General features: G+C 72.2%; 19 protein-coding genes. 18 read left to right on the forward strand and 1 reads right to left on the reverse strand.

Translation table 11 applies throughout. The features are described from left to right. The first annotated feature begins 8 nt into the window (after nucleotides 1–8). The 17 genes from ACIQWG_RS01815 to paaE all read left to right on the forward strand — a co-directional run bounded on the left by ACIQWG_RS01815 (nucleotide 9) and on the right by paaE (nucleotide 19,757). Entirely contained in the window at nucleotides 9–710 is a 702-nt protein-coding gene (locus tag ACIQWG_RS01815) for a hypothetical protein (protein ID WP_404089146.1), read from the forward strand. Beyond that, nucleotides 707–1,405: a hypothetical protein gene (locus ACIQWG_RS01820; protein ID WP_404089148.1), complete on the forward strand. Its 699-nt coding sequence runs from the start codon at nucleotides 707–709 to the stop codon at nucleotides 1,403–1,405. Before ACIQWG_RS01815 ends, ACIQWG_RS01820 begins: the two co-directional genes overlap by 4 nt. A gap of 10 nt (nucleotides 1,406–1,415) precedes the next feature. Further along, nucleotides 1,416–1,802: a hypothetical protein gene (locus ACIQWG_RS01825; RefSeq protein ID WP_404089150.1), complete on the forward strand. Its 387-nt coding sequence runs from the start codon at nucleotides 1,416–1,418 to the stop codon at nucleotides 1,800–1,802. Then, nucleotides 1,795–2,934: a hypothetical protein gene (locus tag ACIQWG_RS01830; RefSeq protein ID WP_404089152.1), complete on the forward strand. Its 1,140-nt coding sequence runs from the start codon at nucleotides 1,795–1,797 to the stop codon at nucleotides 2,932–2,934. The genes ACIQWG_RS01825 and ACIQWG_RS01830 overlap by 8 nt, the downstream gene beginning before the upstream one ends. 42 nt (nucleotides 2,935–2,976) lie before the next feature. After that, nucleotides 2,977–3,513 (forward strand): phage baseplate assembly protein V, encoded by a 537-nt coding sequence (locus ACIQWG_RS01835; RefSeq protein WP_404089154.1) that lies wholly within the window; start codon nucleotides 2,977–2,979, stop codon nucleotides 3,511–3,513. A gap of 50 nt (nucleotides 3,514–3,563) precedes the next feature. Beyond that, nucleotides 3,564–3,899, forward strand: coding sequence for a hypothetical protein (locus tag ACIQWG_RS01840; RefSeq protein WP_404089156.1), 336 nt, complete (start codon nucleotides 3,564–3,566; stop codon nucleotides 3,897–3,899). Then, complete coding sequence (locus ACIQWG_RS01845; RefSeq protein ID WP_404089158.1) at nucleotides 3,896–4,288, forward strand: GPW/gp25 family protein; 393 nt, start codon at nucleotides 3,896–3,898, stop codon at nucleotides 4,286–4,288. The genes ACIQWG_RS01840 and ACIQWG_RS01845 overlap by 4 nt, the downstream gene beginning before the upstream one ends. Next, nucleotides 4,285–7,386, forward strand: a complete 3,102-nt coding sequence (locus ACIQWG_RS01850) for a putative baseplate assembly protein (protein ID WP_404089159.1) — start codon at nucleotides 4,285–4,287, stop codon at nucleotides 7,384–7,386. Before ACIQWG_RS01845 ends, ACIQWG_RS01850 begins: the two co-directional genes overlap by 4 nt. Beyond that, nucleotides 7,383–11,204: a putative baseplate assembly protein gene (locus ACIQWG_RS01855; RefSeq protein ID WP_404089161.1), complete on the forward strand. Its 3,822-nt coding sequence runs from the start codon at nucleotides 7,383–7,385 to the stop codon at nucleotides 11,202–11,204. The genes ACIQWG_RS01850 and ACIQWG_RS01855 overlap by 4 nt, the downstream gene beginning before the upstream one ends. Next, nucleotides 11,204–13,390: a hypothetical protein gene (locus tag ACIQWG_RS01860; RefSeq protein ID WP_404089162.1), complete on the forward strand. Its 2,187-nt coding sequence runs from the start codon at nucleotides 11,204–11,206 to the stop codon at nucleotides 13,388–13,390. Before ACIQWG_RS01855 ends, ACIQWG_RS01860 begins: the two co-directional genes overlap by 1 nt. A 56-nt stretch (nucleotides 13,391–13,446) precedes the next feature. Then, nucleotides 13,447–14,997, forward strand: coding sequence for a DUF6519 domain-containing protein (locus ACIQWG_RS01865; RefSeq protein ID WP_404089164.1), 1,551 nt, complete (start codon nucleotides 13,447–13,449; stop codon nucleotides 14,995–14,997). Then, nucleotides 14,997–15,887: a peptidoglycan-binding protein gene (locus ACIQWG_RS01870; RefSeq protein ID WP_404089165.1), complete on the forward strand. Its 891-nt coding sequence runs from the start codon at nucleotides 14,997–14,999 to the stop codon at nucleotides 15,885–15,887. The genes ACIQWG_RS01865 and ACIQWG_RS01870 overlap by 1 nt, the downstream gene beginning before the upstream one ends. A gap of 157 nt (nucleotides 15,888–16,044) precedes the next feature. Then, nucleotides 16,045–17,013, forward strand: coding sequence for a 1,2-phenylacetyl-CoA epoxidase subunit PaaA (gene paaA, locus ACIQWG_RS01875; protein ID WP_404089167.1), 969 nt, complete (start codon nucleotides 16,045–16,047; stop codon nucleotides 17,011–17,013). Continuing rightward, nucleotides 17,010–17,297, forward strand: coding sequence for a 1,2-phenylacetyl-CoA epoxidase subunit PaaB (paaB, locus tag ACIQWG_RS01880; RefSeq protein ID WP_404089169.1), 288 nt, complete (start codon nucleotides 17,010–17,012; stop codon nucleotides 17,295–17,297). Before paaA ends, paaB begins: the two co-directional genes overlap by 4 nt. Nucleotides 17,298–17,307: 10 nt before the next feature. After that, a complete protein-coding gene (gene paaC / locus ACIQWG_RS01885; RefSeq protein ID WP_404089171.1) occupies nucleotides 17,308–18,135 on the forward strand; it encodes a 1,2-phenylacetyl-CoA epoxidase subunit PaaC in 828 nt (275 codons plus the stop codon). Continuing rightward, entirely contained in the window at nucleotides 18,129–18,641 is a 513-nt protein-coding gene (gene paaD / locus ACIQWG_RS01890) for a 1,2-phenylacetyl-CoA epoxidase subunit PaaD (protein WP_404089173.1), read from the forward strand. Before paaC ends, paaD begins: the two co-directional genes overlap by 7 nt. After that, nucleotides 18,642–19,757 carry a 1,2-phenylacetyl-CoA epoxidase subunit PaaE gene (paaE, locus tag ACIQWG_RS01895; protein ID WP_404089175.1) on the forward strand — a complete coding sequence of 372 codons (1,116 nt, stop codon included), beginning with the start codon at nucleotides 18,642–18,644 and terminating at the stop codon, nucleotides 19,755–19,757. 103 nt (nucleotides 19,758–19,860) lie between these two features. On the opposite strand, the gene ACIQWG_RS01900 is transcribed toward paaE, so the two are convergent. Beyond that, on the reverse strand, nucleotides 19,861–22,026 hold the full coding sequence (locus tag ACIQWG_RS01900; protein WP_404089176.1) for a hypothetical protein: 2,166 nt from the start codon (nucleotides 22,024–22,026) through the stop codon (nucleotides 19,861–19,863). Between the two features lie 166 nt (nucleotides 22,027–22,192). On the opposite strand from ACIQWG_RS01900, the gene ACIQWG_RS01905 reads away from it, so the two are divergent. Continuing rightward, entirely contained in the window at nucleotides 22,193–23,143 is a 951-nt protein-coding gene (locus ACIQWG_RS01905) for a Dyp-type peroxidase (RefSeq protein WP_404089178.1), read from the forward strand. The last annotated feature ends 10 nt before the right edge of the window (nucleotides 23,144–23,153 follow it).

Consider the following 23,153-nt stretch of genomic DNA (forward strand, 5'->3'; position numbering starts at 1 on the left):
GGTGTGCCATGACGGACGACAATGAGGCCGAATTCCACTACCCCTTCGAGGAACGCTGTGCCGCGGTCCTCCGGCAAATCAGGGAGACGGGCGAGTTCGACGTGTACCGGGCGCAGCTCGGAGAAACGCTGTACGCCATGGACGTCGCGGAGAGCGTGTTCGAGGATCTCGCCGAGACCGACGGTCTGCCGCTCAGCCCGCGCATCCAGGAGTACTTCTTCCGGTACGGCGCCATCGAGGCGGCTTGGCGGTCGCAGCGGCCCGATTCGTCACTCGTCGGAGAGTTCAAGCTCAATCACATCATGAGCGCACTCGTCAACAAGCGCCTGAACAAGATCTGGAAAGGCGAGGACGACGAGGAGCGCGCCCTGTACAGCGAACTGCGCATCTTCGACGACACACCGCAGACCGGCAGCGGCCGTATGTCGCTGCTGCGTGCCACGCCGGGCACGACCGACCCCGAGGTCTGGTTCTTCGACATGCGTCAGGGCGCCATGCCCATGGATCTCGACTACCCGGCCTATGTGGAGACCCTGCTGGTCACCAAGGGCGTGATCGGCTGGCAATACCTGTACTGCGCGCCGGAATTCAGCGGTGAGGGCTTCTTCCCCCTCGTGGCCGGACTCAGGGAAATGCTGGACGACTTCCCCCGGCTCTTCCCCGAGCACGACTACACGGACCTCCGCGCCCGTCTCGAGGAGCGCCTGTGACCCGCTATGCCGACATCCCCAAGCCCATTCGCTCCGGAATAGTCGTGGTCAACCCCGACACCGGCACCCCCCAGCGGATCATCGTCCTGCAATTCAACCCGGACACCCTGGAACGCAGCGTCTCCCCCCAGTCCGCCGGCGACAGCGGTGACGCGGGAGGGGGCGGTACCGGGAGCGGTGACCGTAACGAGGCCCTGCGGCTGAAAGGGCCGGCTCAGGAGACCTGGAAGTTCACCGCCGAGATCGACGCCACCGACCAGTTCGAGGTCGCCGCGCCCGACGGGATCCACCCGCAGCTCGCCACGCTCGAAATGCTGGTGCAACCGACCACCGCTCAGCTCCGTGCGGCGATGAAGCTGGCGCAGAAGGGGGCCATCGAGATCAGTCCGATCGAGATGCCGCTGACGCTGTTCACGTGGGGGAGCAAGCGGGTCATGCCCGTGCGGCTGACCGAGTTGTCCGTCAACGAGTCGGCGTTCGACGTGAATCTCAACCCCATCCGCGCCTCCCTCAGCATCGGGATGAAGATCCTCACGGTCAGTGATCTCCCGGCCGGCCACCGCGGAGCGGACCTCTACATGGCTCATCTCGCCCAGAAGGAACGCCTCGCCGCGGCTGCCCGCGGCGGCGGCCTCGGCTCCCTGGGCCTGGGGGGAACCGGCACCGGAACCAACGTCGTGATCGGAAGGGGCTGAGGAGACACCCATGGCCGAGCTCGAGCCCTACGAGAACGCCCTGGACGCGATCCCGGGCGCCCACCCCTACCCCCGCACCAGCCGCTACCACGACGCCGAGATCGGCATCCACCGGCAGCCCGACGGCACCGAAGTGCGGTACACCAAGCGCCGTCTGCTGCCTCCGCTCGACCCGGCCGGCCCCGACAGCGACCTCAACCAGCCGCACACCGTCGCCGCCGGCGAGCGCCCCGACCTGCTCGCCCAGCGGTACTTCGGCGACCCCGCCCAGTGGTGGCAGATCGCCGACGCCAACCCCGTACTGGATCCACGGGAGTTGACCGACGAGGCCGGACGGGTCATCGACATTCCGCTGGCCGGCGGGTTCCCGGGCGGCAGGGGAGACCGGCGTGTTTGATCTGCCCGTGGGGCAGGGCCCCGTTCACATCACGCTCCTGATGGGCCCCAAGCTCGCCCGGCCCGTCCCGGCCGAGGTGACCGAGGCGCTGCTGTCCGCACAGATCACCGCCACCGCGGGGGAGCGCAGCGGCTTCCAGCTCGCCTTCGACCTCACCAAGAACGGGATCATCAGCCGCCGGCTGCTGCCCGAGGGGTTCTTCGACCCCAAGACCCGGCTCATCGTCACCGTGAGTGTGAAGGGCACGCCCGACGTGCTCTTCGACGGGCTCGTCGTCCGGCACGAGGTCGGCGCCAGCAACCAGCCGGGCCACTCCACCCTCACCGTCACCGGCGAGGACCTGACGCTTCTGATGGACCTCGAGGAGCGCACCGCACGGTATCCGAACCTGCCGCCCTCCGAACGCGTCCTCGCCATCCTGCGCCGGTACTCCGACTACGGCATCCGGCCCGACGTCTACACCGAGAAGGTCGCCCAACCCCCGCACCAGGACCTCCGTGTCCACTACCAGACCGGCACCGACCTGCACTACGTCACCGAGCTCGCGCGGGCCAACGGCTACACCTTCTACCTCGAACCGGGACCCAACCCCGGCCAGTCCTCCGCCCGTTGGGGACCCGAGGTCCGTCTCGGCATCCGCCAGCACGCCCTCAACGTCAACATGGACGCCAACTCGACGGTGGACCAGCTGACGTTCGCCTACGACGGCACCGCCCGCGAAGAGCCGCAGGCCCGATGGCAGGACCCCGCGACCCGGCAGTCGGACCTGCTTCCGCAGCCGTCCATCAGCCCGCTGCGCCCGCCGCTCGGCAAGCGGCCCACCCCGGCCCTCAAGCGCCGAACGCTCTCCGGCACCGCCAAGCAGCAGCGCGAGCAGGCCGAGGCCGAACTGCTCGCGCGGGCCGCCGTGTCCGCCGACGTCGTCTCCGGCTCCGGCTCGCTCGACGTCAACCGGCACGGCTACATCCTCCAGCCCCGCCAGCTCGTCGGCGTCCGCGGCGCCGGACGGGCGTACGACGGCGACTACTTCGTCAAGTCCGTCACGCACAACCTGCGTCCGGGCTCGTACCAGCAGAACTTCACCCTCTCCAGGGAGGGCCTCGAAGCCCGCAGCGACCACGTCAGGCCGTAACGACCGCAACCACCCCGCACGACATCAGGAGCACTCAACGTCATGGCGGCACCCAGCAATCGCTACCTCGGCAAGTTCCGCGGCCGGGTCGTCAGCAACGACGATCCGCTGCGCATCGGCCGGGTCACCGTCGAGGTCCCGGACGTCCTCGGTGACGAGCCGTCCACCTGGGCGCTGCCCTGTCTGCCGTTCACCGGGCCGCAGTCGGGGCAGTTCGTCGTGCCGCCGCCGGGCGCGGGTGTGTGGGTGGAGTTCGAGCAGGGGGATCCGAGCTTTCCGGTGTGGACCGGGTGCTGGTACGGGGCGGCGGACGAACTGCCGCCCGACGCGCGGCGGGAGCTCCAGGCCGGCTCGCCGAACAAGCCCGTCGTCGTGCAGACGCCCCGGGCGCACAAGCTCGTCATGAACGACACCGCCGGTGCCGAGCAGGGGATCCTCCTCCAGGCGCAGGGCGGCGCGTACATCCGCATCACCAAGGAGGCCGTGGTCATCTCCACCGGCGCGGGCGCCGAGGTCCTGCTGCGCGGCAACGAAGTGACCATCAACGAGGGCCAGTTGACCGTGCACTCCAAGCGATGACCTCGATGACCGCGATGAGAGCCACGAACGAAGACGGGGGAGAAGGATCCATGTCCGGGAGTCTGCTCGACGCCGGTGCCGTGATCGGCTGTCCGCACGGCGGCCGTGTCACGCCCGCCACCACATCCTCCGGTGCCGTACGCCTCGCCGCCGGCGCCGTCGCCACCTCAGCCCACAGCTACGTCGTCACCGGCTGCCCGCACACCGTCGACGGCGTGCCCTCGCCCTGTGTGACGGTCCGCTGGACCGCGGGCGGCACCGGCATCACCGTCGACGGCGCGCCGGTGCTGCTCGACACCTCGGCGGCCCAGTGCTTCAGCGCGGCCCTGGTGCCGCAGGGACCGCCCGTCGTCCAGACCGCGCAGCGAAAGGTCACCGTCCGATGAGCCGCCACACCAGCAGTCGTCCGCGCGGCGACATCGCCTTCCCCTTCCGCGCCGACCGCCGGGGCCGTACCGCGCACGCCACCCGCGGCGCGCACGTCCACGACCTCATCGAACAACTGCTGTTCACCAGCCCCGGCGAGCGCGTGATGCGCCCCGACTTCGGCTGCGGGCTGCTCGATCTGGTCTTCGCGCCGACCAGCCCGGAACTCATCAGCACCCTCGAACTCTCCGTCCAGGCCTCGCTCCAGCGCTGGCTCGGCGACCTCATCGAGGTGGAGGCCCTCGACGTGATCAGCGAGGACAACGTCGTGCGTGTGTATCTGTCGTACGTCGTCCGCGCCGACGGCGCCCGGCGCGACGACGTGTTCGAGGGGAGGGCCGCGGCATGACCGGGACCACCGCCACCTCCCGCCGGACCAAGGTCCGGGCCGCCCAGCTCAACGGGGTCGACTCCGTCGAGGTCAGCGACGACGGACTGCTGCTCACCGTCAGCTTCCTCGGCAAGGCCCCGCACGGCCTCGGCCCCGAGAACCTGCGCCTGGACGGCGGCCGGCGCGTCACCGGCATCACCGCCGTGGACGTCAGCGTGGAGCGCGAGGAGGACCCCGAGCTCGACGACCGGCTCTACGTCACCCTCGACAAGGCCGGCGACACCTCCCGCTACCGCCTCTCCCTCGTCGAGGCCGACCCGTACGGACGGCCCGGGACAGAGCCGTACCGCGGCTTCGACCAGCGCTACCACAGCGCGACCTTCGTCTTCCGGCCCGACTGCCCGACTCCCTTCGACTGCGAGGAAGAAGAGCCGGACGGCCCGGACTTCCCGGCCGCGCCCGTCATCGACTACACCGCCCGCGACTACGACACCATCCGCAAGCTGCTGCTCGACCGGCTCGCGCTCACCACACCCGACTGGGTCGAGCGCAACCCCGCCGACCTGGGGGTGACCCTCGTCGAACTGCTCGCGTACACCGGCGACCGGATCAGCTACCAGCAGGACGCGGTCGCCACCGAGGCCTATCTGGACACCGCCCGGCGTCGGGTCTCGGTGCGGCGGCACGTGCGGCTCATCGACTACGCGATGCACGACGGGTGCACGGCGCGTGCCTACGTCGCCGTCGAGACCGCCGGCGACCACACCCTCGCCCCCGGCACCTACCGCTTCGCCTCCGTCGACGTGCGCACCCTCGACCCGCACGACCGCCCCGAGCCGGGCACGGTCGTCGACGAGGCCGACCTCGGCGACCTCGACGAGCGCGGCTCGGTGGAGGTCTTCGAACCCGTCGTCACCGCCGACCCGCTGGAGCTGCGCGTCGCCCACAACGAGATCCGCCTGTGGACCTGGGGCGGCGAGGTCGGCACCCTGCCGAAGGGCGCCACCTCCGCCACCCTGCGGGACGCGTGGGTGGACCCGGAGACCTGCCGCGAGCGCCGCCTCGACCTGCGGCCCGGCGACCTGCTCGTCCTGGAGGAGGTCAAGGGCCCGCGCACCGGCACCCCCGGCGACGCCGACCCGAGCCACCGGCAGGCGGTCCGGCTGACCTCCGTGACCCCGGCCGTGGACCGCATCGAGGACCAGCCGGTCCTGGAGGTCACCTGGGCCGCCGAGGACGCCCTGCGCTTCCCGCTGTGCCTCGCCACCCGCGGCGGCCGTGACTGTCTGCCCGTCGAGGACGTGACGACCGCCCGCGGCAACGTCGTCCTGGTGGACCACGGCCGTACCCTCCACGGACTGCCCGAGACGTTCACCGTGCCGCAGGTGCCGGCCGAGGCCGCCCCCTGCGACCCACCCGGCTTCGGCTGCCACGACCGGTCGGAGGCCAACGCGCCCGCACGGCTCATCGACTCCCTCACGGACAGGGCGGAATCGGGCGAGGCGCTGACGGCCGACGACGTCCGGGAGCTCTTCGAGGTGGTCGGCGAGGCCGCCACCAACCGTGCCGGAATCGGACTGGAACGCGCCGGCCAGCGGCATGAGCGGGTCGTGCCGGGAACCGCGTACGCCCAGGCCGGCGCCCTGCGCACGCTGCTCGCCCAGTCCGCCTACCCGGGCATCGCACCCCGCTTCCGGCCCGTACTCGGACGCGCGCCCGTCGTCCAGGCGGTGCCCTTCCCCGAGCCGGCCACGGTCGCCGCCGGGCAGGCCGAACGGATCTCCGCGATTCCGGGGCGGGTGCGGCAGCGACTCGTCGAGCTGTGGCGCAGCGCCCGCGACCGGGACGGCCTCGCCGACGAGGAGATCTCCGAACTCGCCGTGATCTACGGCCTGAGGATCCTGGAGCGGATCGAGCTGCGCCGGCACCCGGTCCGCGCACTGCGTGAACTCCTCCACCGCAGCGACCGGTTGCTCGACTCCAAGCTGCGCCGGGTCGAGGTACTCACGGCCCGCGCCCGCGCCGGCACCGTCCTCGACGGGCACATCGCCTGGGAGATCGCCCACAGCTGGGGGCCGTCGTACGCGGCCGGACTGCACCCCGACGAGCCGGCGCTGCGCGGCTCCGCGACCGCCGCGCTCGACCAGGACCCGCGTCACGCCCTGCCCGCCGTACGGCTCCGCGCGGGCGAGGACGAGATCTGGGAGCCGGGCCGCGACCTGCTCGACAGCGCGCCGCGCGACCGGCACTTCGTCGGTGAGCTGGAGGACGACGGCCGTCTCGCCCTGCGCTTCGGGGACGGGCGGCACGGCACGAAGCCCACTCCCGGGTCCCGGCTCGCCGCGCACCACCGCCTCGGCGGCGGAACGGCCGGCAACGTCGGCGCGGAGGCCATCAACCACCTCGTCGTCCAGTCCGACTGCCAGCCACCGCCCGCCGCCGTGGTACGCAACCCGCTGCCCGCCGTCGGCGGCACGGAACCCGAACCCGTCGAGCAGGTACGCCAGTTGGCACCGCTCGACCTGCGCCGCACCCGGCTGCGCGCGGTCACCGCCGAGGACTACGCCGCCCTCGCCACCGCCCTGCCCGGCGTCCAGCGGGCGGCGGCCGACCTGCGCTGGACCGGCAGCGTCCAGGAGGCGCACATCGCGATCGACGCGTACGGCAGCGGGGCCCCCACGGCCGAGCTGCTGGCGTCGGTCGCGCAGGCGCTGGAGCCGTACCGGCGTATCGGCCACGACGTCGTGGTCGGCGCCGCGCGGCTCGTCCCGCTGGACATCGAGCTGACCGTGTGCGCCGCGCCCGGCCACCAGCACGGGCAGATCCTGGCCGAGCTGCACCGCGTGCTCGGCCGCGGTGCGCGGGGCTTCTTCCACCCGGACGCGCTGACCTTCGGCGGTCCCGTCCGGCTCAGCCGGCTGGTCGCCGTGGCCGCCGCGGTGCCCGGCGTGGAGAGCGTCCAAGTGACCCGGCTGCAACGGCTGTTCGAGCCGGACCGGGGTGAGCGGGAGGACGGCGTGCTGCGGCTCGGCCCGTTGGAGATCGCCGTCTGCGACAACGACCCGGACCGGCCGGAGAACGGCCGGCTGGCGATATCCCTGGGAGGTGCCCGATGACCGGGATCCCGCTGACCGAGGCCACGCTCACCGACGACTGCGGCTGCGGGGGCGCCTGCCGCGGCGGCCACGACGAGCGCCTCGCCCCGGCCCCCGTGCACAACCCACCCGGCCGCACCGCCCTCGACTACCGCGTCGGCGACTACGGCTCCTTCCGCGCGGCCCTGCTCGACCGGCTCGCCTCACCGGCCCACCCGGCCCTGGGCGGCCTCACGGTGCGCACCCCGGACGACCCGGCCATCGGCCTCCTGGACGCCACCGCCGTCCTCGGCGACCTGCTCACCTTCCACTCCGAGCGCATCGCCGACGAGGCCTACATCCGCACGGCCAACGAGCACCGCTCCCTGGTCCTGCTCGGCCGCCTCGTGGGCCACCGCCCACGCCCCGGCGTCGCCGCGGCCACGCACCTGGCGTACACCCTGGAACGCGACCCGCGTGCCGAGGCGCAGCCCGTGCTCATCCCGCGCGGCGCCCGCAGCCACAGCGTGCCGGCCTCGGCCGACGAGCAGTCCCTGACCTTCGAGACCAGCCGTGACCTGACGGCCCGCTGGGACTTCAACGAGCTGAAGGTGCGCCGCCGCAGGCCCTCCCTGGTCACCCCCGCGGACCTGGAGCGCCGCTCGGAGCTGTTCGTCGAGGGCACGGGCAACTCCCTCCGGACCGGTGACCAGCTGCTCTTCGTCTTCGGCGAACAGGCGGGCGGGGAGCGGAAGTTGCTGCCGATCGCGAAGGCCCGGATCGACCGGGAGGATGAGATCACGGCGATCTCCCTGCCGCGGTCCGCTCCGCCGACGCTGAAGGAACTCGTCGACGAGGTACGCCGCTGGACGGCCCCGCCGACCGCACCGGGGGAGCCGGGCGACGAGCCGCCGACTCCGGAGGTGCCCAACCCGCGGCCGGTCAGCCGGCTCGTCGAGGACTTCGAGGACCAGGTGCTCGCCCCCCTGCGGGACGACCTGGACGGCATCAGGACTCCTGAGCGGCTCGCGGCGCGGCTCGCGGAGCCGGTCGCGCGGCTCGGTGAGGCTCAGGTGCTGGCGGAGCCGTACGCGGACGTCGCCGCCTGGTTCGCGCAGTTGGAGGCGGTGCTGGCGGAACTCGGCGAGCGTGCGCTGGAGTTGGCACCGGCACAGTCGGAAGACACCGGGAGGCGGTCGGCCGCCGCGCCGTCGGGGCCGGTCACGCAGTCCCCCGCACCCCCGGGAAGCGGCGATGCCCGCACCGCTGCTCTCTACGCCCTCGGCGCCGTGCTTCCCGCTCTGCGGACCCCGGCCGCCGGCCCGCCCCGCGGCACCGGCTCCCGGCGCCCCGGTACCGACACCGCCCGGCTGCTCACCGCCCTCGACCCCTCCCTCGGCACCCTCTACCCGGCCTGGCGCACCACCGCCGCGCCCGGCACCCCGACACTCCTGCGCGACCTGCTCGCCATGCGGGTCACCGCCGCCCCCTTCGGTGCCACGGCACCGCTCAAGCCGGTCCAGGACAACCGCGGTCGCGTCATCCGTACCGCCGACTGGCCGCTCACAGGGGCCGTGCTGGCGAGCATGCGGGTCGTGTACGACACCTCGGGCAGGACACCGGTCCGGGCCGAGTTCCAGTACGTCGAGGGCAGCAGCTCCGACCAGCGCGCCGAGAACCTGCCCGTCACCCAGCCGGTGACCTTCCCGCTCGGCACGGGCCAGGTCGAGCTGTCCGTGCGCTCCGGCCAGGACCGCGACCTCAACTGGCTCAACCGCCGCCCCGCCGACTCCCAGGAACCCGGCGTCACGGCCCGGCTCGGCGCGGGCCTGCCCGAGCGCACGATCTTCGTGTCCCGGCCGGACGACGAGGGCCTGGTCCACGTCGGCGTGCACAACGGCACCTCCGAACAGATCTCACTGCGGCCGAACGCCAACGAACAGTTCACGCACGGCGAGTACGAGGTCAGCCTCAAGTACACCGTGGGCACCACCGAGCCCAACGTCGAGGTCGTCATCGCCAGCAAGCCCGAGCCGCTCAACCGCCGGGTCCTCCAGCTCGACGCGGTCCACACCGGCATCACGGTCGGCAGCTGGGTCGCGATCCAGCGCCCCGCCAAGGGCGCCCAGGACGGCATCCCGGGCGACGCGAAGCTCGCGTTCGTCACCACCCAGGTCGTCGCCGCCCGTACGGCGGCGTACACCAACTACGGCATCACCGGACGCGGCACCGAACTCACCCTCGCCGAACCCTGGTTGGACGAGTTCGACGTCCTGCTCTCCCACATCCGCGACACCACGGTGCACGCGGCCGGCGAACCGCTCCGGCTTGCCGACGAACCGCTCGGCGAGGACGTCCACGGCAACGAGATCGAACTGGCCGAGCTGTACGACGGGTTGCGGCCCGGCCGCACCCTCATGGTGAGCGGCGAGCGCAGTGACATCCCGGGGGTGGCCGGGGTGCGCGCCACGGAGGTCGTCACCGTCGCCGCCGCGGACCCGGCCGTCGACCCGCGACTGCCCGGCGACCACGTCCACACCCGGCTCACCCTGACCGCCGACCTCGCCCACCGCTACCGCCGCGAGAGCGTCAGGATCCTCGGCAACGTCGTCGAGGCCACCCACGGCGAGAGCCGCGAGGAGGCCATCGGCAGCGGCGACTCGGACCGCGTGAACCAGACCTTCGCGCTGTGGCAGTCCCCGCTCACCTGGCTCGCCGACGACAACCCCCTCGGCGCCACACCGGTGCTGGAGATCCGGGTCGACGGTGTGCTGTGGCACGAGGTGGACAGCCTCGCCGGCCGCGGCCCCGGCGAACGCGTCCACATCACCGGCTCCACCGCCGACGGGCGTACGACGGTGACGTTCGGGGACGGCGTCAACGGAGCGCGTCTCCCGTCCGGACACGAGAACATCCGCGCCCGCTACCGCTTCGGCACCGGCAGGGCCGCCAACGTCGCCGCCGAGCGCGTCACCCAGCCCCTCACCCGGCCGCTCGGCGTCACCCAGGTGACCAACCCGCGCCCCGCCAAGGGCGGCGCGGACGCGGACGGCCCCGGCCTGACCCGCCGTACGATCCCGCTCGCCGTGTCGGCGCTGGACCGCCTGGTCTCCGCGTCCGACTACGAGGACTTCGCCCGCTCCCGCGCCGGCATCGGCCGGGCCGCCGCGCACGAACTCTTCGACGGACGGCGGCGCGTCCTGCATGTGACGGTCGCGGGCACGGACGATGTGCCGATCGACGCCGACTCGGACACGCTGAAGGCCCTGCGCGGCGCCCTCACCCGGTACGGGGACATCAACCTCCCCGTCCGCGTGGACGGACGCGAGCTGGTCCTGCTGCTGATCGCCGCCAAGGTGAAGGTGGCCCCCGACCACGCCTGGGAGATCGTGGAGCCGCGCCTGCGCCAGGCCCTGCTCGGCCGACTCGGTTACGGGGGGCGGGAGTTGGGCCGCCCCGCCCGTCTGTCGGACGTCCTCGCCACGGCACACTCCGTGCCCGGTGTCGACCACCTGGACGTCGATGTCTTCACCGGCGTCCCCGCGTCCGCCACACCGGAGGAGCTGACCGGGATCCTCACCGACCCCGGCCCGCCCAGGCCATCGGTCCCGGCGCACCCGGCGACATACGACGAGAAGATCCACACGGTCCGCGCGGCGAACGGCGAGACGCTGTCGGAGATCTGCGCCGCGTACGGCGTCCCGCTCGCCGAACTCCTGCGCCTGAACCCCGGCATCACCGACACCCGGCGCCTGGCGAAGGGCCGTTCGGTGTTCGTCTTCCGCGGTATCCGCCCGGCGCAGCTCGCGCTGCTGTCGCCGAGGGCCGCGGACACCCTGATTCTGACGGAGGTCAAGTGATGTCCCCGGACGTCGAGTTGGAGACCGCGGCCCCGGCGACGGCCGCCAGGGAACCGGACGGTCTCGCCGCGCTGCTGCCGCGCCGGCACCTGCTGCGTGACGCCGAGGAGGGCGAGGCGCTGCGCGCGCTGCTCGCGGTGATCGCCGAGCAGCTCGACCGGGTGCGCGACGGGGTCCAGCAGGGCTACGAGGACCTGTTCGTGGAGACGGCGGCACCCTGGGTGCTGCCGTACCTCGGCGACCTGGTCGGCTACCGCACCCTGCCCGGCTACGAGCGCGTGCTCACGACCGGCCTGCACGAGGGTGGCCGCGCCGCGCTCGCCGAGGCCGTCGCCCCGCGCCGCGAGGTCGCCGCCACCGTCGCCAACCGCCGCCGCAAGGGCACCCTCCACCTCCTGGAGGAACTCTCCGCACAGGTCACCGGCTGGCCTGCCCGCGCCGTCGAGCTGTCCCGGCAGGTCGCCCACACCCAGCCCGTGAAGCTGTACGGCGACCCAGGCGTCCACCGCGGCGGACGCGGCCGGCTCGTCGATCTGCGCGACAACTCGGGGCTCGACCTCGCGGGCGGGCCGTTCGGCGCCATGGCCCGCACGGCCGACGTCCGCCGCGCCGACTCCGGCCACCGGCAGGGCGGTTGGACGCCGGCCGGAGTCGCGCTGTTCGTCTGGCGGCTGAAGGCCCATGCGCTCACGCGGTCCCCGGCGTACTGCGTCGACCGTGCCCGCAACCTCTACACCTTCTCGATCCTGGGCAACGACACCCCCCTGGTCACCAAGCCCTTCCCGGAGCCGTCGCCCACGCACATCGCGACCGTCGACAACGTCCCGGCGTTCATCACGCGCCGCGGGCTCCACGACCGGCTCGCCGACCACTACGGCCCCGGCAAGAGCCTGGTCATCCGGCGCGACGGCGAGGACCAGCCGGTACCGCCGCAGGACATCGTCGTCGCCGACCTGTCCGACTGGCGCTACCGCCCGAAGCGCGGCCAAGTGGCCGTCGACCCCGAGCTCGGCCGGATCGCGTTCGGCTCGCGGTCGGCGCCCAGGCAGGGCGTGTGGGTGGACTACCAGTACGCGTTCGGCGCCGACCTGGGCGGCGGCGAGTACGAGCGCCCCGACCGGGAGCCGCGCCCCGAAGCCGAGGTCTACCGGGTCGGTCCGGGGCAGCCGTACCGCCAGATCATGGACGCCTACCGGGCCTGGCAGCACGACCGCCGCGCCGACCGGACCGGCCCCGACGGCATCATCGAGATCACGCACAGCGGCGCCTACCAGGAGCAGCTCGACTTCGACCTGGACCCCGGCGACCGTCTGGAGGTCCGGGCCGCCGAGGGCACCCGGCCGGTGATCCGCCTGCTCGACTGGTACAGCAACCGCCCCGACGCCCTCAACATCCGTGCGGTGTCCGAGGACTGCGCCCCGCACGAACGTCCCCGCATCGTCCTCGACGGCCTGCTGGTCGCCGGACGAGGCATCAACGTCACCGGCCCCATGGGCGCGGTCGTCGTACGCCACTGCACGCTCGTCCCGGGCTGGTCGCTGGAGCCCGAGTGCGACCCGCACTCGCCGGAGGAGCCCAGCATCGTCCTGGAACGCACCACCGCGTGCCTCCAGATCGAACACAGCATCCTCGGCACCATCGAGGTCATCGGCGACGAGGTGAGCGAGGACCCGCTCGACATCCATCTGCGCGACAGCATCCTCGACGCCACCGGCCCCGGCCGCGAGGCCCTGTCCGCGCCGGACTGCCGGCACGCCCACGCGGTGCTGCACCTGCACCGCACCACGGTGATCGGCGAGATCCACACCCACGCGGTGAAGATCGCCGAGAACTCGATCCTCACCGGCCGTCTCCAGGTGGCCCGGCGTGGCGTCGGCTGCCTCCGGTACTCGTACGTGCCACCGGGCTCGCGCACCCCGCGCCGGTACCGCTGCCAGCCCGACCTCGTCGGCGCCGAACAGGCCGGTCGGGTACGTCCGTTGTTCGGTTCCGAGCGCTACGGAACGGCCTGGTACGGCCTGCCCGCGGACCGCTGTGCCGAGGAGATCCGGCGCGGCTCGGACGACGGCGCCGAGATGGGCGCCTTCCACGACCTGTACCGGCCGCAGCGCGAGGACGGCCTGAGGGCACGGCTCGCGGAATACACCCCGGCGGGCACCGACGCCGGCCTCTTCTTCGTGACGTGAGCCGCCACCACCGACTTCGCGAACCCGCACTTTCCTGAACCAGGGGGACCCCCTTCATGCACGCTGACCTCTCCCGCCTCACGTTCCGTCCCGAGCGGCGCTACTCGGCGGTCGTGGCCCAGCAGGGCCGTGTCCAGCTCGACGCCGACATCAACGAGCAGACCGCGATCCAGCTGCACCAGGCCCGCACCCTCGCCGCCGATGTGATCGGCCGGTACGGCGGGCCCGCCCGGGCCGCGGGCTTCAAGATCGAGTACGTGGGCGGCAAGCACGACATCGACACGCTCCACATCCACGGCGGCCGGTACTACGTCGACGGCATCCTGCTCGACGCGACCCGCCCGGCACCCGGCGTCCCGGTCCCGGACGAGGGCGCCGAGGAGCAGGACACCCCCGCCGCCCCGCCCGCCTTCTGGACCTACTGGGACCAGCCCGACGGCTTCCGCGACCCGGAGAAGCCCGGCGACCGGCTGCCCTCGCCCGCCACATCGCCGTTCGTGGTGTACCTGAACGTGTGGGAGCGGACCGTCTCCGCCGCCGAGGACCCCGCCCTGCGCGAGGTCGCGCTCGGCGCCGCGATGCCGGACACGGCCGCCCGCGTGAAGGTCGTATGGCAGGTGCTGCCGCTGTCGCTGGCCGCGCTGGACATCGAGGAGAGCGACCCGTCCAGGGAGGTCGTACGGGCCGCCTTCGACAAGTGGGCGCGGAAGCAGGCCGCGCCCACCGCGCGCCTCGCCGCCCGCAGCGAGCGTCCCGACCACGCCGACGAGGACCCCTGCCTGGTCAGGCCGGACGCCCGCTACCGCGGCCAGGAGAACCAGCTGTACCGCGTCGAGGTGCACGCCGGGGGCGAGGCGAAGGACGCCACCTTCAAGTGGTCCCGCGAGAACGGCTCGGTGGTCTTCCCCGTCGACGAACTCGACGGCACCTGGGTGCAGTTGGCGTCCCTCGGCCATGACGACAAGCTGGACCTGGACGTCGGCGACCAGGTGGAGCTCGTCGACACCGCCTACGCCTCCCGCCTCGAACCCCTGCCCCTGCTGCGGGTCGAGGAACTGGACCTGCCGGGACGCCGGGTCCGGCTGAGCGCCGAGCCCGACCAGGGCGTCGGACGGCTGCCCCACCTCAACCCGTACCTGCGCCGCTGGGACCACCACGCGGGCCCGCGGCGCAAGGGCCGTACGACCGCCCTCGAGGGCGGCGCCGTGCCGGTCACGGAGGGGGAGTGGCTGCCGCTGGAGGACGGCGTCGAGGTGTACTTCGCCAAGGGCGCGAGCTACCGGAGCGGCGACCACTGGATCGTCCCCGCCCGCACCGCGACCGGCGGGGTCGAATGGCCCACGGACGCGGCCCGGCGCCCGCTGCTCCGGGAGCCCTCAGGCATCGTCCGGTCCTTCGCGCCGCTGGCCCTCGTCAAGGGCGAGGGCGGCACCGTCGATCTGCGGCTTGCCTTCAATCCGCTGGCCAGCGGCATCCCGGCGGCGGACGAGGCGACGCTCGCGGCGGAGGAACAGGCGGCGCGCGAGGAGCGGCTGGCGGAGGACCCGTCCCGCGGCAGGTCACAGACCACGGCCGACGCGGAGTCCGCGGCGGAAGGAGACGAGTGATGGCGAAGCCCCTGAGCGCGTCCAAGATGGTGGAGATCCTCCGCGCGGAGGGTCTGACCGTCCACGAGGTGCGCAGCTGGCGCACCCACAACCGCAACAGCAAGGGGGCCTGGGGCCCGGTGAACGGCGTGATGATCCACCACACCGTCACCAAGGGCACCGAGGCCTCGGTGAACATCTGCTACAACGGCTACTCCGGTCTGCCCGGCCCGCTCTGCCACGGCGTCATCGACAAGAAGGGTCACGTCCACCTCGTCGGCAACGGCCGCGCCAACCACGCCGGTCTGGGCGACAGCGACGTACTGCGGGCCGTGATCAACGAGTCGAAGCTGCCGCACGACAACGAGGCCGACACCGACGGCAACGCCCGCTTCTACGGCTTCGAGTGCGTCAACCTCGGCGACGGCAGGGACCCCTGGCCCGAGGCGCAGAAGGAGGCCATCGAGAAGGTCTCCGCCGCGATCTGCCGCCACCACGACTGGAGCGAACGCTCGGTCATCGGGCACAAGGAGTGGCAGCCGGGCAAGCAGGACCCGCGCGGCTTCACCATGGACGGGATGCGGGGGCGCATCGCGCGGCGGCTGAAGGGCGGGGGAGCCGGGCCCGACCCCGAGCCGGACCCGAAGCCCGCTCCCAAGCCGAAGCTGGAGCCCTTCCCGGGCAGCGGCTTCTTCCACATCGGGCAGAAGTCCCCGATCATCACGGCGATGGGCCGGCGCCTGGTCGCCGAGGGCTGTGGCCGGTACGAGGAGGGCCCGAGCCCCGAGTGGACCGAGGCCGACCGCCGCTCCTACGCCGCCTGGCAGCACAAGCTCGGCTTCAAGGGCAAGGACGCGGACGGCATCCCCGGGAAGGTCAGCTGGGACCGGCTGAAGGTGCCGAACGTGTAACGGCCGCGCGCGGGCGTCGAGCACGGCCCAGGTACCCCGTGGGGGTGTCCTGGGCCGTTCTCGCGCACGGGAAGGGCCCGACGAAGGGTCTTGCTCCACCGGCCGAAACCCGTCACACTGGATACCGAACGAATGGTCGGTTGGGAAGCGGGATTCGATGACGACTGCACACTCCGCCGAGGCGCCCCCCGAGGAGCCGCTCCACCAGCACTTCGACGCGACGATCGCGCGCGACCAGCGGATCGAGCCGCGCGACTGGATGCCGGAGGGCTACCGCAAGACGCTGATCAGGCAGATCGCGCAGCACGCCCACTCGGAGATCATCGGGATGCAGCCGGAGGGTGAGTGGATCACCAAGGCGCCGTCCCTGCGCCGCAAGGCGATCCTCTTCGCCAAGGTCCAGGACGAGGCCGGGCACGGGCTCTACCTGTACTCGGCGGCGGAGACCCTCGGCGCGGACCGTGCCGACCTGACCGAGCGGCTGATCGAGGGCCGGCAGAAGTACTCGTCGATCTTCAACTACCCGACCATGAGCTTCGCCGACGTCGGCGTGATCGGCTGGTTCGTGGACGGCGCGGCGATCTGCAACCAGGTGCCGCTGTGCCGCAGCTCCTACGGGCCGTACGCGCGCGCGATGGTGCGGATCTGCAAGGAGGAGTCGTTCCACCAGCGGCAGGGCTATGAACTGCTGATGACGATGATGCGCGGCACCGACGCCCAGCGGGAGATGGTGCAGGACTCCGTGAACCGCTGGTGGTGGCCGTCCCTGATGATGTTCGGCCCGCCCGACGACTCCTCGCCCAACTCCGCGCAGTCGATGGCCTGGAAGATCAAGCGGCACAGCAACGACGAACTGCGCCGGCGCTTCGTCGACATGACCGTCCCGCAGGCCGAGAAGCTCGGCGTCACCCTGCCCGACCCCGAGCTGCGCTGGAACGCCGAGCGCGGCCACCACGACTTCGGCACCCCCGACTGGGACGAGCTCATGCGGGTCATCAAGGGCGACGGGCCGTGCAACGCCCAGCGCATGGAGCGGCGCAGAAGCGCCCACGAGGAAGGCGGCTGGGTACGCGAGGCGGCCACCGCCCACGCGGCCAAGCAGGCCCGGAAGGAAACGGCGGCATGAGCAACACCGACTGGCCCCTGTACGAGGTGTTCGTGCGCGGCAAGCGCGGCCTGAACCACGTCCATGTGGGCTCGCTGCACGCCGCCGACGACCGTATGGCCCTCACCCACGCGCGCGACGTGTACACGCGCCGCAACGAGGGCGTGTCGATCTGGGTCGTGCGCTCCGAGCACATCGCCGCCTCCACCCGCGACGAGAAGGACCCGTTCTTCGCGCCGAGCGCGGACAAGGTGTACCGCCACCCGACGTTCTACGACATCCCCGACGACGTCCCGCACATCTGAAGGAGAGGGCATGAGCGACGACCACGTCTACATGACCCTCGCCGAGGGACACGAGGACGACACCCGCTGGGCCTACGGCACCGGCTTCGAGGACCCGCTGCACGGCGTCGACACCACCCTGCCCGAGGGCGTCGACCCCGCTGAACTGGCCGCCCTCTGCGTCGCGTTGGCCGACGACGCGCTCATTTCGGCCCAGCGCCTCGCCGAGTGGATCACCCGCGCCCCCGAGCTGGAGGAGGAGGTGGCGCTGGCCAACATCGGCCTCGACCTCCTCGGCCAGGCGCGGCTGCTCTACTCCCGCGCCGGCCAGGTCGACGGCACCGGCCGCGACGAGGACGCCTACGCCTACTTCCGCGACGCCGGCGACTTCCGCAACGTACGTCTGGCCGAACTGCCCTGCGGCGACTTCGCGTTCTCCATCGTGCGGCTGCTGGTGCTCTCCAGCTGGCGCCTCGCGCACTTCGAACGGCTGGCGTCGCACCCGGACCCCGTGCTCGCGGCGATCGCCGCCAAGGGCGTCAAGGAGCTCGCCTACCACCGGCAGTACGCCGCGGAGTGGGCCGTACGCCTGGGCGACGGCACGGATGAGTCGCATCGCCGGATGCGCCGGGCCCAGGAACAAGTGGCCCCCTACCTCGGCGAGTTGTTCACGGCGTTCGACGTACGCGACGAGGTGGTCGCGGTCATCCGCCAGGTCACCGCGGCAGCCGGACTGCCCATGCCGGTGTACCGGCCGCTGCCCGGATCCGGCCGCGACCGCGAGCACACCGAGCATCTCGTGCCGCTGCTGGCCGAGTTGCAGGGCGTGGCGCGCGCCCACCCGGAGGCGACATGGTGACCACCCTGCTCGACGCCCGGTACGCCCGGCACATCGCCGAACAGGTGCCGGACCCCGAGCTGCCCATGCTCACCCTGGCCGACCTGGGCGTCCTGCGCGGCGTCGAGCTGACCGACGACGGCACCGTGGTCGCCGCACTGACGCCGACGTACTCGGGCTGTCCGGCGCTTGCGGAGATGCGGGCGGACGTGGCGGCGCGGCTGCGTGACGCCGGGTACCCGCGCGTGGAGATCCGTACGGTGCTCGACCCGCCGTGGACCAGCGACTGGATCACCCCGGCCGGCCGCCGCAAGCTCGCCGAGCACGGCATCGCCCCGCCCGGCCCCGCACCGCGCGTCGCCGGCCCCGTCCCGCTGGTGCTGTCGCCCACCCGGCCCGCGGTGGCCTGCCCGCGCTGCGGCTCGGCGGACACCGAGGAGACCTCCCGCTTCGCGGCCACGTCCTGCAAGGCGCTGTGGCGCTGCCGGGCCTGCCGCGAGCCGTTCGAGTACGTCAAGGAGATCTGAATGGAAGGCCTCAGGGAAGCACAGACGGCCGCCACGGTAAGCCCGCGCGTCCGCCGCCGTCCGGCCTTCCACGCCCTGCGTGTCGCCACCATCGAGCCGCTGTGCGCGGACGCCGTCGCCGTCGGCTTCGACATCCCGGCGGAACTGGCGGAGGAGTTCGCCTTCGCGCCCGGTCAGTCGCTGACCCTGCGGCGCGAGATCGAGGGCCGGGACGAGCGGCGGTCGTACTCGATCTGCTCCCCGGTGGGTACGAGCCCGCGTATCGGCGTGCGCGTCGTGCCGGGCGGCCTCTTCTCGTCCTGGCTCGTCAACGACGTACGCCCCGGCGACACGGTGGAGGTCATGGCCCCGACCGGCGCCTTCACCCCGGACCTCGCCACGCCCGGCCATCATGTACTGATCGCGGCGGGCTCCGGCATCACGCCGATGATGTCCATCGCCGAGTCCGTCCTGGCCGCGGACTCCCGCTCGACGGTCACCCTCTTCTACGGCAACCGCCGCACCGACACCGTGATGTTCGCCGACGACCTCGCGGACCTGAAGGACCTGTACCCGGCCCGGTTCCAGCTCGCCCACGTGCTCTCCCGGGAACCCCGCGAGGCCGAGGTGCTCTCCGGCCGGATCGACGCCGAACGGCTCGCGGCGCTCGTCGACGCGCTGGTCGACGTCACCACCGCCGACCACTGGTGGCTGTGCGGTCCGCACGGCATGGTCCGGGACGCGCAGGGAGTGCTGGCCGGTCTCGGGGTGCCGGACGAGCGGGTGCACCAGGAGCTGTTCTTCGCCGACGACGAGCCGGTGCGGGAGACCCGTCACGAGGAGGCCGGCCCGCAGGGGCCGGTCAGCGAGGTCACCATCACCCTGGACGGCCGCTCCACCACCGCGGCCCTGCCGAGGGACCGGAGCATTCTCGACGGCGCCCAGCGCACCCGCCCCGACCTGCCGTTCGCCTGCAAGGGCGGTGTCTGCGGCACCTGCCGGGCCCTCGTCACCGACGGCAAGGCGGACATGCGGCGCAATTTCGCGCTGGAGTCGGCCGAGGTGTCCGCCGGGTATGTGCTGACCTGTCAGTCGTATCCCGTGTCCGAGACGCTGACGGTCGACTACGACAGCTGAGCCGACGGGAAGCTTTGGGTGGCGAGGAAAGCGAAAGGACTGGCAGAAGAGAGAGTTGAGAAGGAAGCCCCTTCATGGCCTCGCCACAGCCCGACTCTAACAGTCACTCGGGGATCAGGTCGCGCAGATTTTCGGGCACCACGATCCGCGACCCGGGGTGCAGCCCGTCGGGCCGCTGAAGACCGATGTAGGTGACCGGACCCTCCGGCACCGTCCCGCCGTCCCACAGGGTCGTCGTCGTGGCGTCCATCAGGCCCGTGAGGTAGCGCACCGTCAGCTGCTCGCGCTCCATGATGCCGCGCAGCAGTGTCGCCACCGTCACCCGGTTCCCTTCGACCTGGTTGGCCGCCGGGCTCCCCTTCAGATACAGGTGCAGCCACTTGGCATGCCACCGGCCGTCGGTGTCGCGCCGGAACGCCAGCGGCAGCGCGACCCGGCCGGGCCCCCGCAGGTCGGACTTCATGCGCACGGTACGCGCCTCGAACGGACGGCCCCGCTGCTCCGCGTCACGCAGCATGAACCCGAAGAACGACTCCTCGACCTCGTCGAACCCCTCGCCGGCGAAGATGTTGACCTGCGGGACGATGAACGTGCCCCGCACGGCCCCGAGCCGCAGATCGATGAACTCCGAGGCACCGTCGGGCGCTTCGGTGATGTCGCCGGAGTGCTCGCCCTCCAGTTCCTTGAGATTCGTGTAGGCCAGCCAGCAGACCGTGCCGTACTCGGCGTCCAGCATCAGCGCCGACAGGTCGTAGTCGGTGCGGTGGTCGGCCTGCTTCCAGTACGTGAAGAAGCGCAGCAGCTCACCTTCCACGGGCGACACCGAGCCGCGCGGCAGCATGCCGAGCCCGGCGGCGGTCGCCCGGCCGCTGAGCGGCAGCGCGACATCCAGGACGTCCGGGTCGATGAGCAGATGGCCCGGGGCCGGCAGCCGGCGTCGCAGCTCGGCGTCGAGTACGGCGATCAGACGCTCCCGCTCGGGCGGGAACACGGGCGGACGCTCGTCCTCGGTGACCCAGGCCCGGCCGAGCCGGTTCACGAACACCCGGGTCTCGCCCGTGTCCCGCGCGCGGTTGGCGAGGTGCTCGCGGACCGACAGCAGGACCCGGCCGGAGACATCGGCCACGACCTCCTCGGCGGCGGCCCGGACCGCGTCCCGCTCCTCCTGGTCGAGGGCCATGCGCAGCAGCCGGTCCAGGGAGCGGAACAGCTTCCCGGGCGCGGACTTCAGCAGCTTCGCCGCGCCGGTGACGTCGTGCCTGCCGAGCAGCTCCTCCACCCGGCTGTCGAACGACCGCGCCTCCTTCTCGCCACGCGCGACGGCGAACACGTCAGCGGCGTGCGGCCACTGCGGATGCTCATGGGGATGCAGTCGCTCGCCCAGGCGCTTGAACTGCTCGCGATGGGCGTGGACGTCCGCGAGCTTCGCGGGCGCGGCGGCGACCACCGAGTCCAGTCCGGCCAGCAGGGCCCGGCGCAGCGGCCGGGACAGCCCCCGGAACCTGGTCGGCTCCAGCAGGGTCACATCCCCGTCCGACAACGCGCAGGCCAGCCGCAGCACATCGGTGACGGTGTCCAGCAGCGGCGGCGAACCGGCCCGCAGCCGGGCCCGGTTGAGCACGGCCAGGTTCTCCCGGACGGGGATCTCCTCGGGCTGCGGCCCGTCCACGCAGGCCCCGGCGAGCACTTCGAGGTCCCTCAGGGCGTCGTCGCCGAGCGGTGTGCTGCTGCCGGCCAACGCCAGGTACAGCTCGGTGACTTCGGTCTCCGCGTCAGCGCCGAGGTGCAGCACCGTCATACGGTCGCCGGCCGCGGCGATCAGCTCGCCGTGGTGGCCGAGCATCTCCGCGTACGTGTGCTGGTAGCGCCCGTACGACGGCAGGGTCAGCAGATCGACGACGCCCTTGCCGAGCTGGTCCAGCACGCCGGCTCGCGCCTCGTCGTCGGAGAGCGCCCCGGCGATGCAGTGCATCCAGAAGTCGTAGGTGTCCGGCACGTTGGCCGGGAAGTCGACGAAGTAGACGTTGTGCTCCACATGGTCGCCGACCAGTTCGCGGACCGTGCCCAGCGTCCGCACCGCCGTGTCGACGACGGTGCCCTCGGACAGGTCCGACAGCCGCTCCAGCAGGTCGGCCGAGAGCTTGAAGCCCACGGACATCAGCGCGGCATCGAACTGCCGCGCCGCGACGTCCCCCTGACCGGCGGGGCCGGTGGGGCGGGGGAGGCGGCGGGTGTGCCGGACGACCAGGGGTTCGAGACGGTGGACCATACCGGAATGATCCCAGACTCGTACGAGCGTTCGCATGCGGGTTTTTGCGGCGGAACCGGCCGAACTCACCTCGCATACGCGCCAGAAGTGCGCGAATTCGCCGGGTATCGTTCCCGGTTCGGCCGGGCATCGTTAGGTGGCGGGGTCCGAGGGTGAGAGGGGAACCATGCCGTCGTCCATACGCTCGGCCGGTGCGCTGCCACAGCCGGTGCTGAGTCCGCAGGCGCCCGTCGCGGTGTTCCTGGTGGTCACGATCGAGCCCGGGGGCGAGCCCGCGGTCCGCGATCTGCTGGCCGGGCTCGCGGGGCTGGTGCGAGCCGTCGGCTTCCCCAGTCCGGACGGAGGGCTGTGCTGCGTGGCCGGTGTGGGATCCGCGGCCTGGGACCGCCTGTTCGAGGGCCCCCGCCCCGGGCGGCTGCGGCCCTTCCAGGAGTTGGCGGGGCCCCGGCATCGGGCCGTGGCCACCCCCGGTGATCTGCTGTTCCACATCCGTGCCGCGCGTCCGGATCTCTGCTTCGCGCTGTCCGCCGAGATCATGAAGCGGCTGCGCGGCGCGGTCACCGTCCAGGACGAGGTCCAGGCCTTCGCCTACTTCGACTCGCGCAACCTCCTCGGCTTCGTCGACGGCACGGAGAACCCGGTGGGCCCGGCCGCGGCCGAGGTGGCGATCACCGGCGACGAGGAGCCCGCGTTCCAGGCCGGCAGCTACGCGCTCGTCCAGAAGTACGTGCACGACGTCGACGCCTGGGAGGCGCTGGCCGTCGAGGCCCAGGAGAAGGTGATCGGCCGCTCCAAGCTGACCAACATCGAGCTCGATGTGCCCGGCTCCCACATCGACGTGAACACGGTCACCGGCCCGGACGGCGAGGAACTGGAGGTACTGCGCGGCGCCATGCCCTTCGGCAGGCCCGGCCACGGCGAGTTCGGCACGTACTTCATCGCCTACGCCCGCACGCCCGAGATCCCGGAGGCCATGCTGCGGAACATGTTCCTCGGCGGTCCCGAGTCCGGCCCCGACCCGATCCTCGACTACTCCCAGGCCGTGACCGGAACCCTCTTCTTCGTCCCCTCGGCCACCTTCCTGGAGGCGATCCCGGCAGAGGACGACACGGACTGACATGCCGGGG

Source organism: Streptomyces sp. NPDC098781 (genome assembly GCF_044759995.1).
GTDB lineage: Bacteria > Actinomycetota > Actinomycetes > Streptomycetales > Streptomycetaceae > Streptomyces.

Bases quoted from the DNA above. Each gene is read 5' to 3' on its own strand.
- ACIQWG_RS01815 (WP_404089146.1), top strand. From the start codon at position 9: ATGACGGACGACAATGAGGCCGAATTCCACTACCCCTTCGAGGAACGC.
- ACIQWG_RS01825 (WP_404089150.1), top strand. From the start codon at position 1,416: ATGGCCGAGCTCGAGCCCTACGAGAACGCCCTGGACGCGATCCCGGGC.
- ACIQWG_RS01835 (WP_404089154.1), top strand. From the start codon at position 2,977: ATGGCGGCACCCAGCAATCGCTACCTCGGCAAGTTCCGCGGCCGGGTC.
- ACIQWG_RS01840 (WP_404089156.1), top strand. From the start codon at position 3,564: ATGTCCGGGAGTCTGCTCGACGCCGGTGCCGTGATCGGCTGTCCGCAC.
- ACIQWG_RS01845 (WP_404089158.1), top strand. From the start codon at position 3,896: ATGAGCCGCCACACCAGCAGTCGTCCGCGCGGCGACATCGCCTTCCCC.
- ACIQWG_RS01850 (WP_404089159.1), top strand. From the start codon at position 4,285: ATGACCGGGACCACCGCCACCTCCCGCCGGACCAAGGTCCGGGCCGCC.
- ACIQWG_RS01855 (WP_404089161.1), top strand. From the start codon at position 7,383: ATGACCGGGATCCCGCTGACCGAGGCCACGCTCACCGACGACTGCGGC.
- ACIQWG_RS01860 (WP_404089162.1), top strand. From the start codon at position 11,204: ATGTCCCCGGACGTCGAGTTGGAGACCGCGGCCCCGGCGACGGCCGCC.
- ACIQWG_RS01865 (WP_404089164.1), top strand. From the start codon at position 13,447: ATGCACGCTGACCTCTCCCGCCTCACGTTCCGTCCCGAGCGGCGCTAC.
- ACIQWG_RS01870 (WP_404089165.1), top strand. From the start codon at position 14,997: ATGGCGAAGCCCCTGAGCGCGTCCAAGATGGTGGAGATCCTCCGCGCG.
- paaA (WP_404089167.1), top strand. From the start codon at position 16,045: ATGACGACTGCACACTCCGCCGAGGCGCCCCCCGAGGAGCCGCTCCAC.
- paaB (WP_404089169.1), top strand. From the start codon at position 17,010: ATGAGCAACACCGACTGGCCCCTGTACGAGGTGTTCGTGCGCGGCAAG.
- paaC (WP_404089171.1), top strand. From the start codon at position 17,308: ATGAGCGACGACCACGTCTACATGACCCTCGCCGAGGGACACGAGGAC.
- paaD (WP_404089173.1), top strand. From the start codon at position 18,129: ATGGTGACCACCCTGCTCGACGCCCGGTACGCCCGGCACATCGCCGAA.
- paaE (WP_404089175.1), top strand. From the start codon at position 18,642: ATGGAAGGCCTCAGGGAAGCACAGACGGCCGCCACGGTAAGCCCGCGC.
- ACIQWG_RS01900 (WP_404089176.1), bottom strand. From the start codon at position 22,026: ATGGTCCACCGTCTCGAACCCCTGGTCGTCCGGCACACCCGCCGCCTC.
- ACIQWG_RS01905 (WP_404089178.1), top strand. From the start codon at position 22,193: ATGCCGTCGTCCATACGCTCGGCCGGTGCGCTGCCACAGCCGGTGCTG.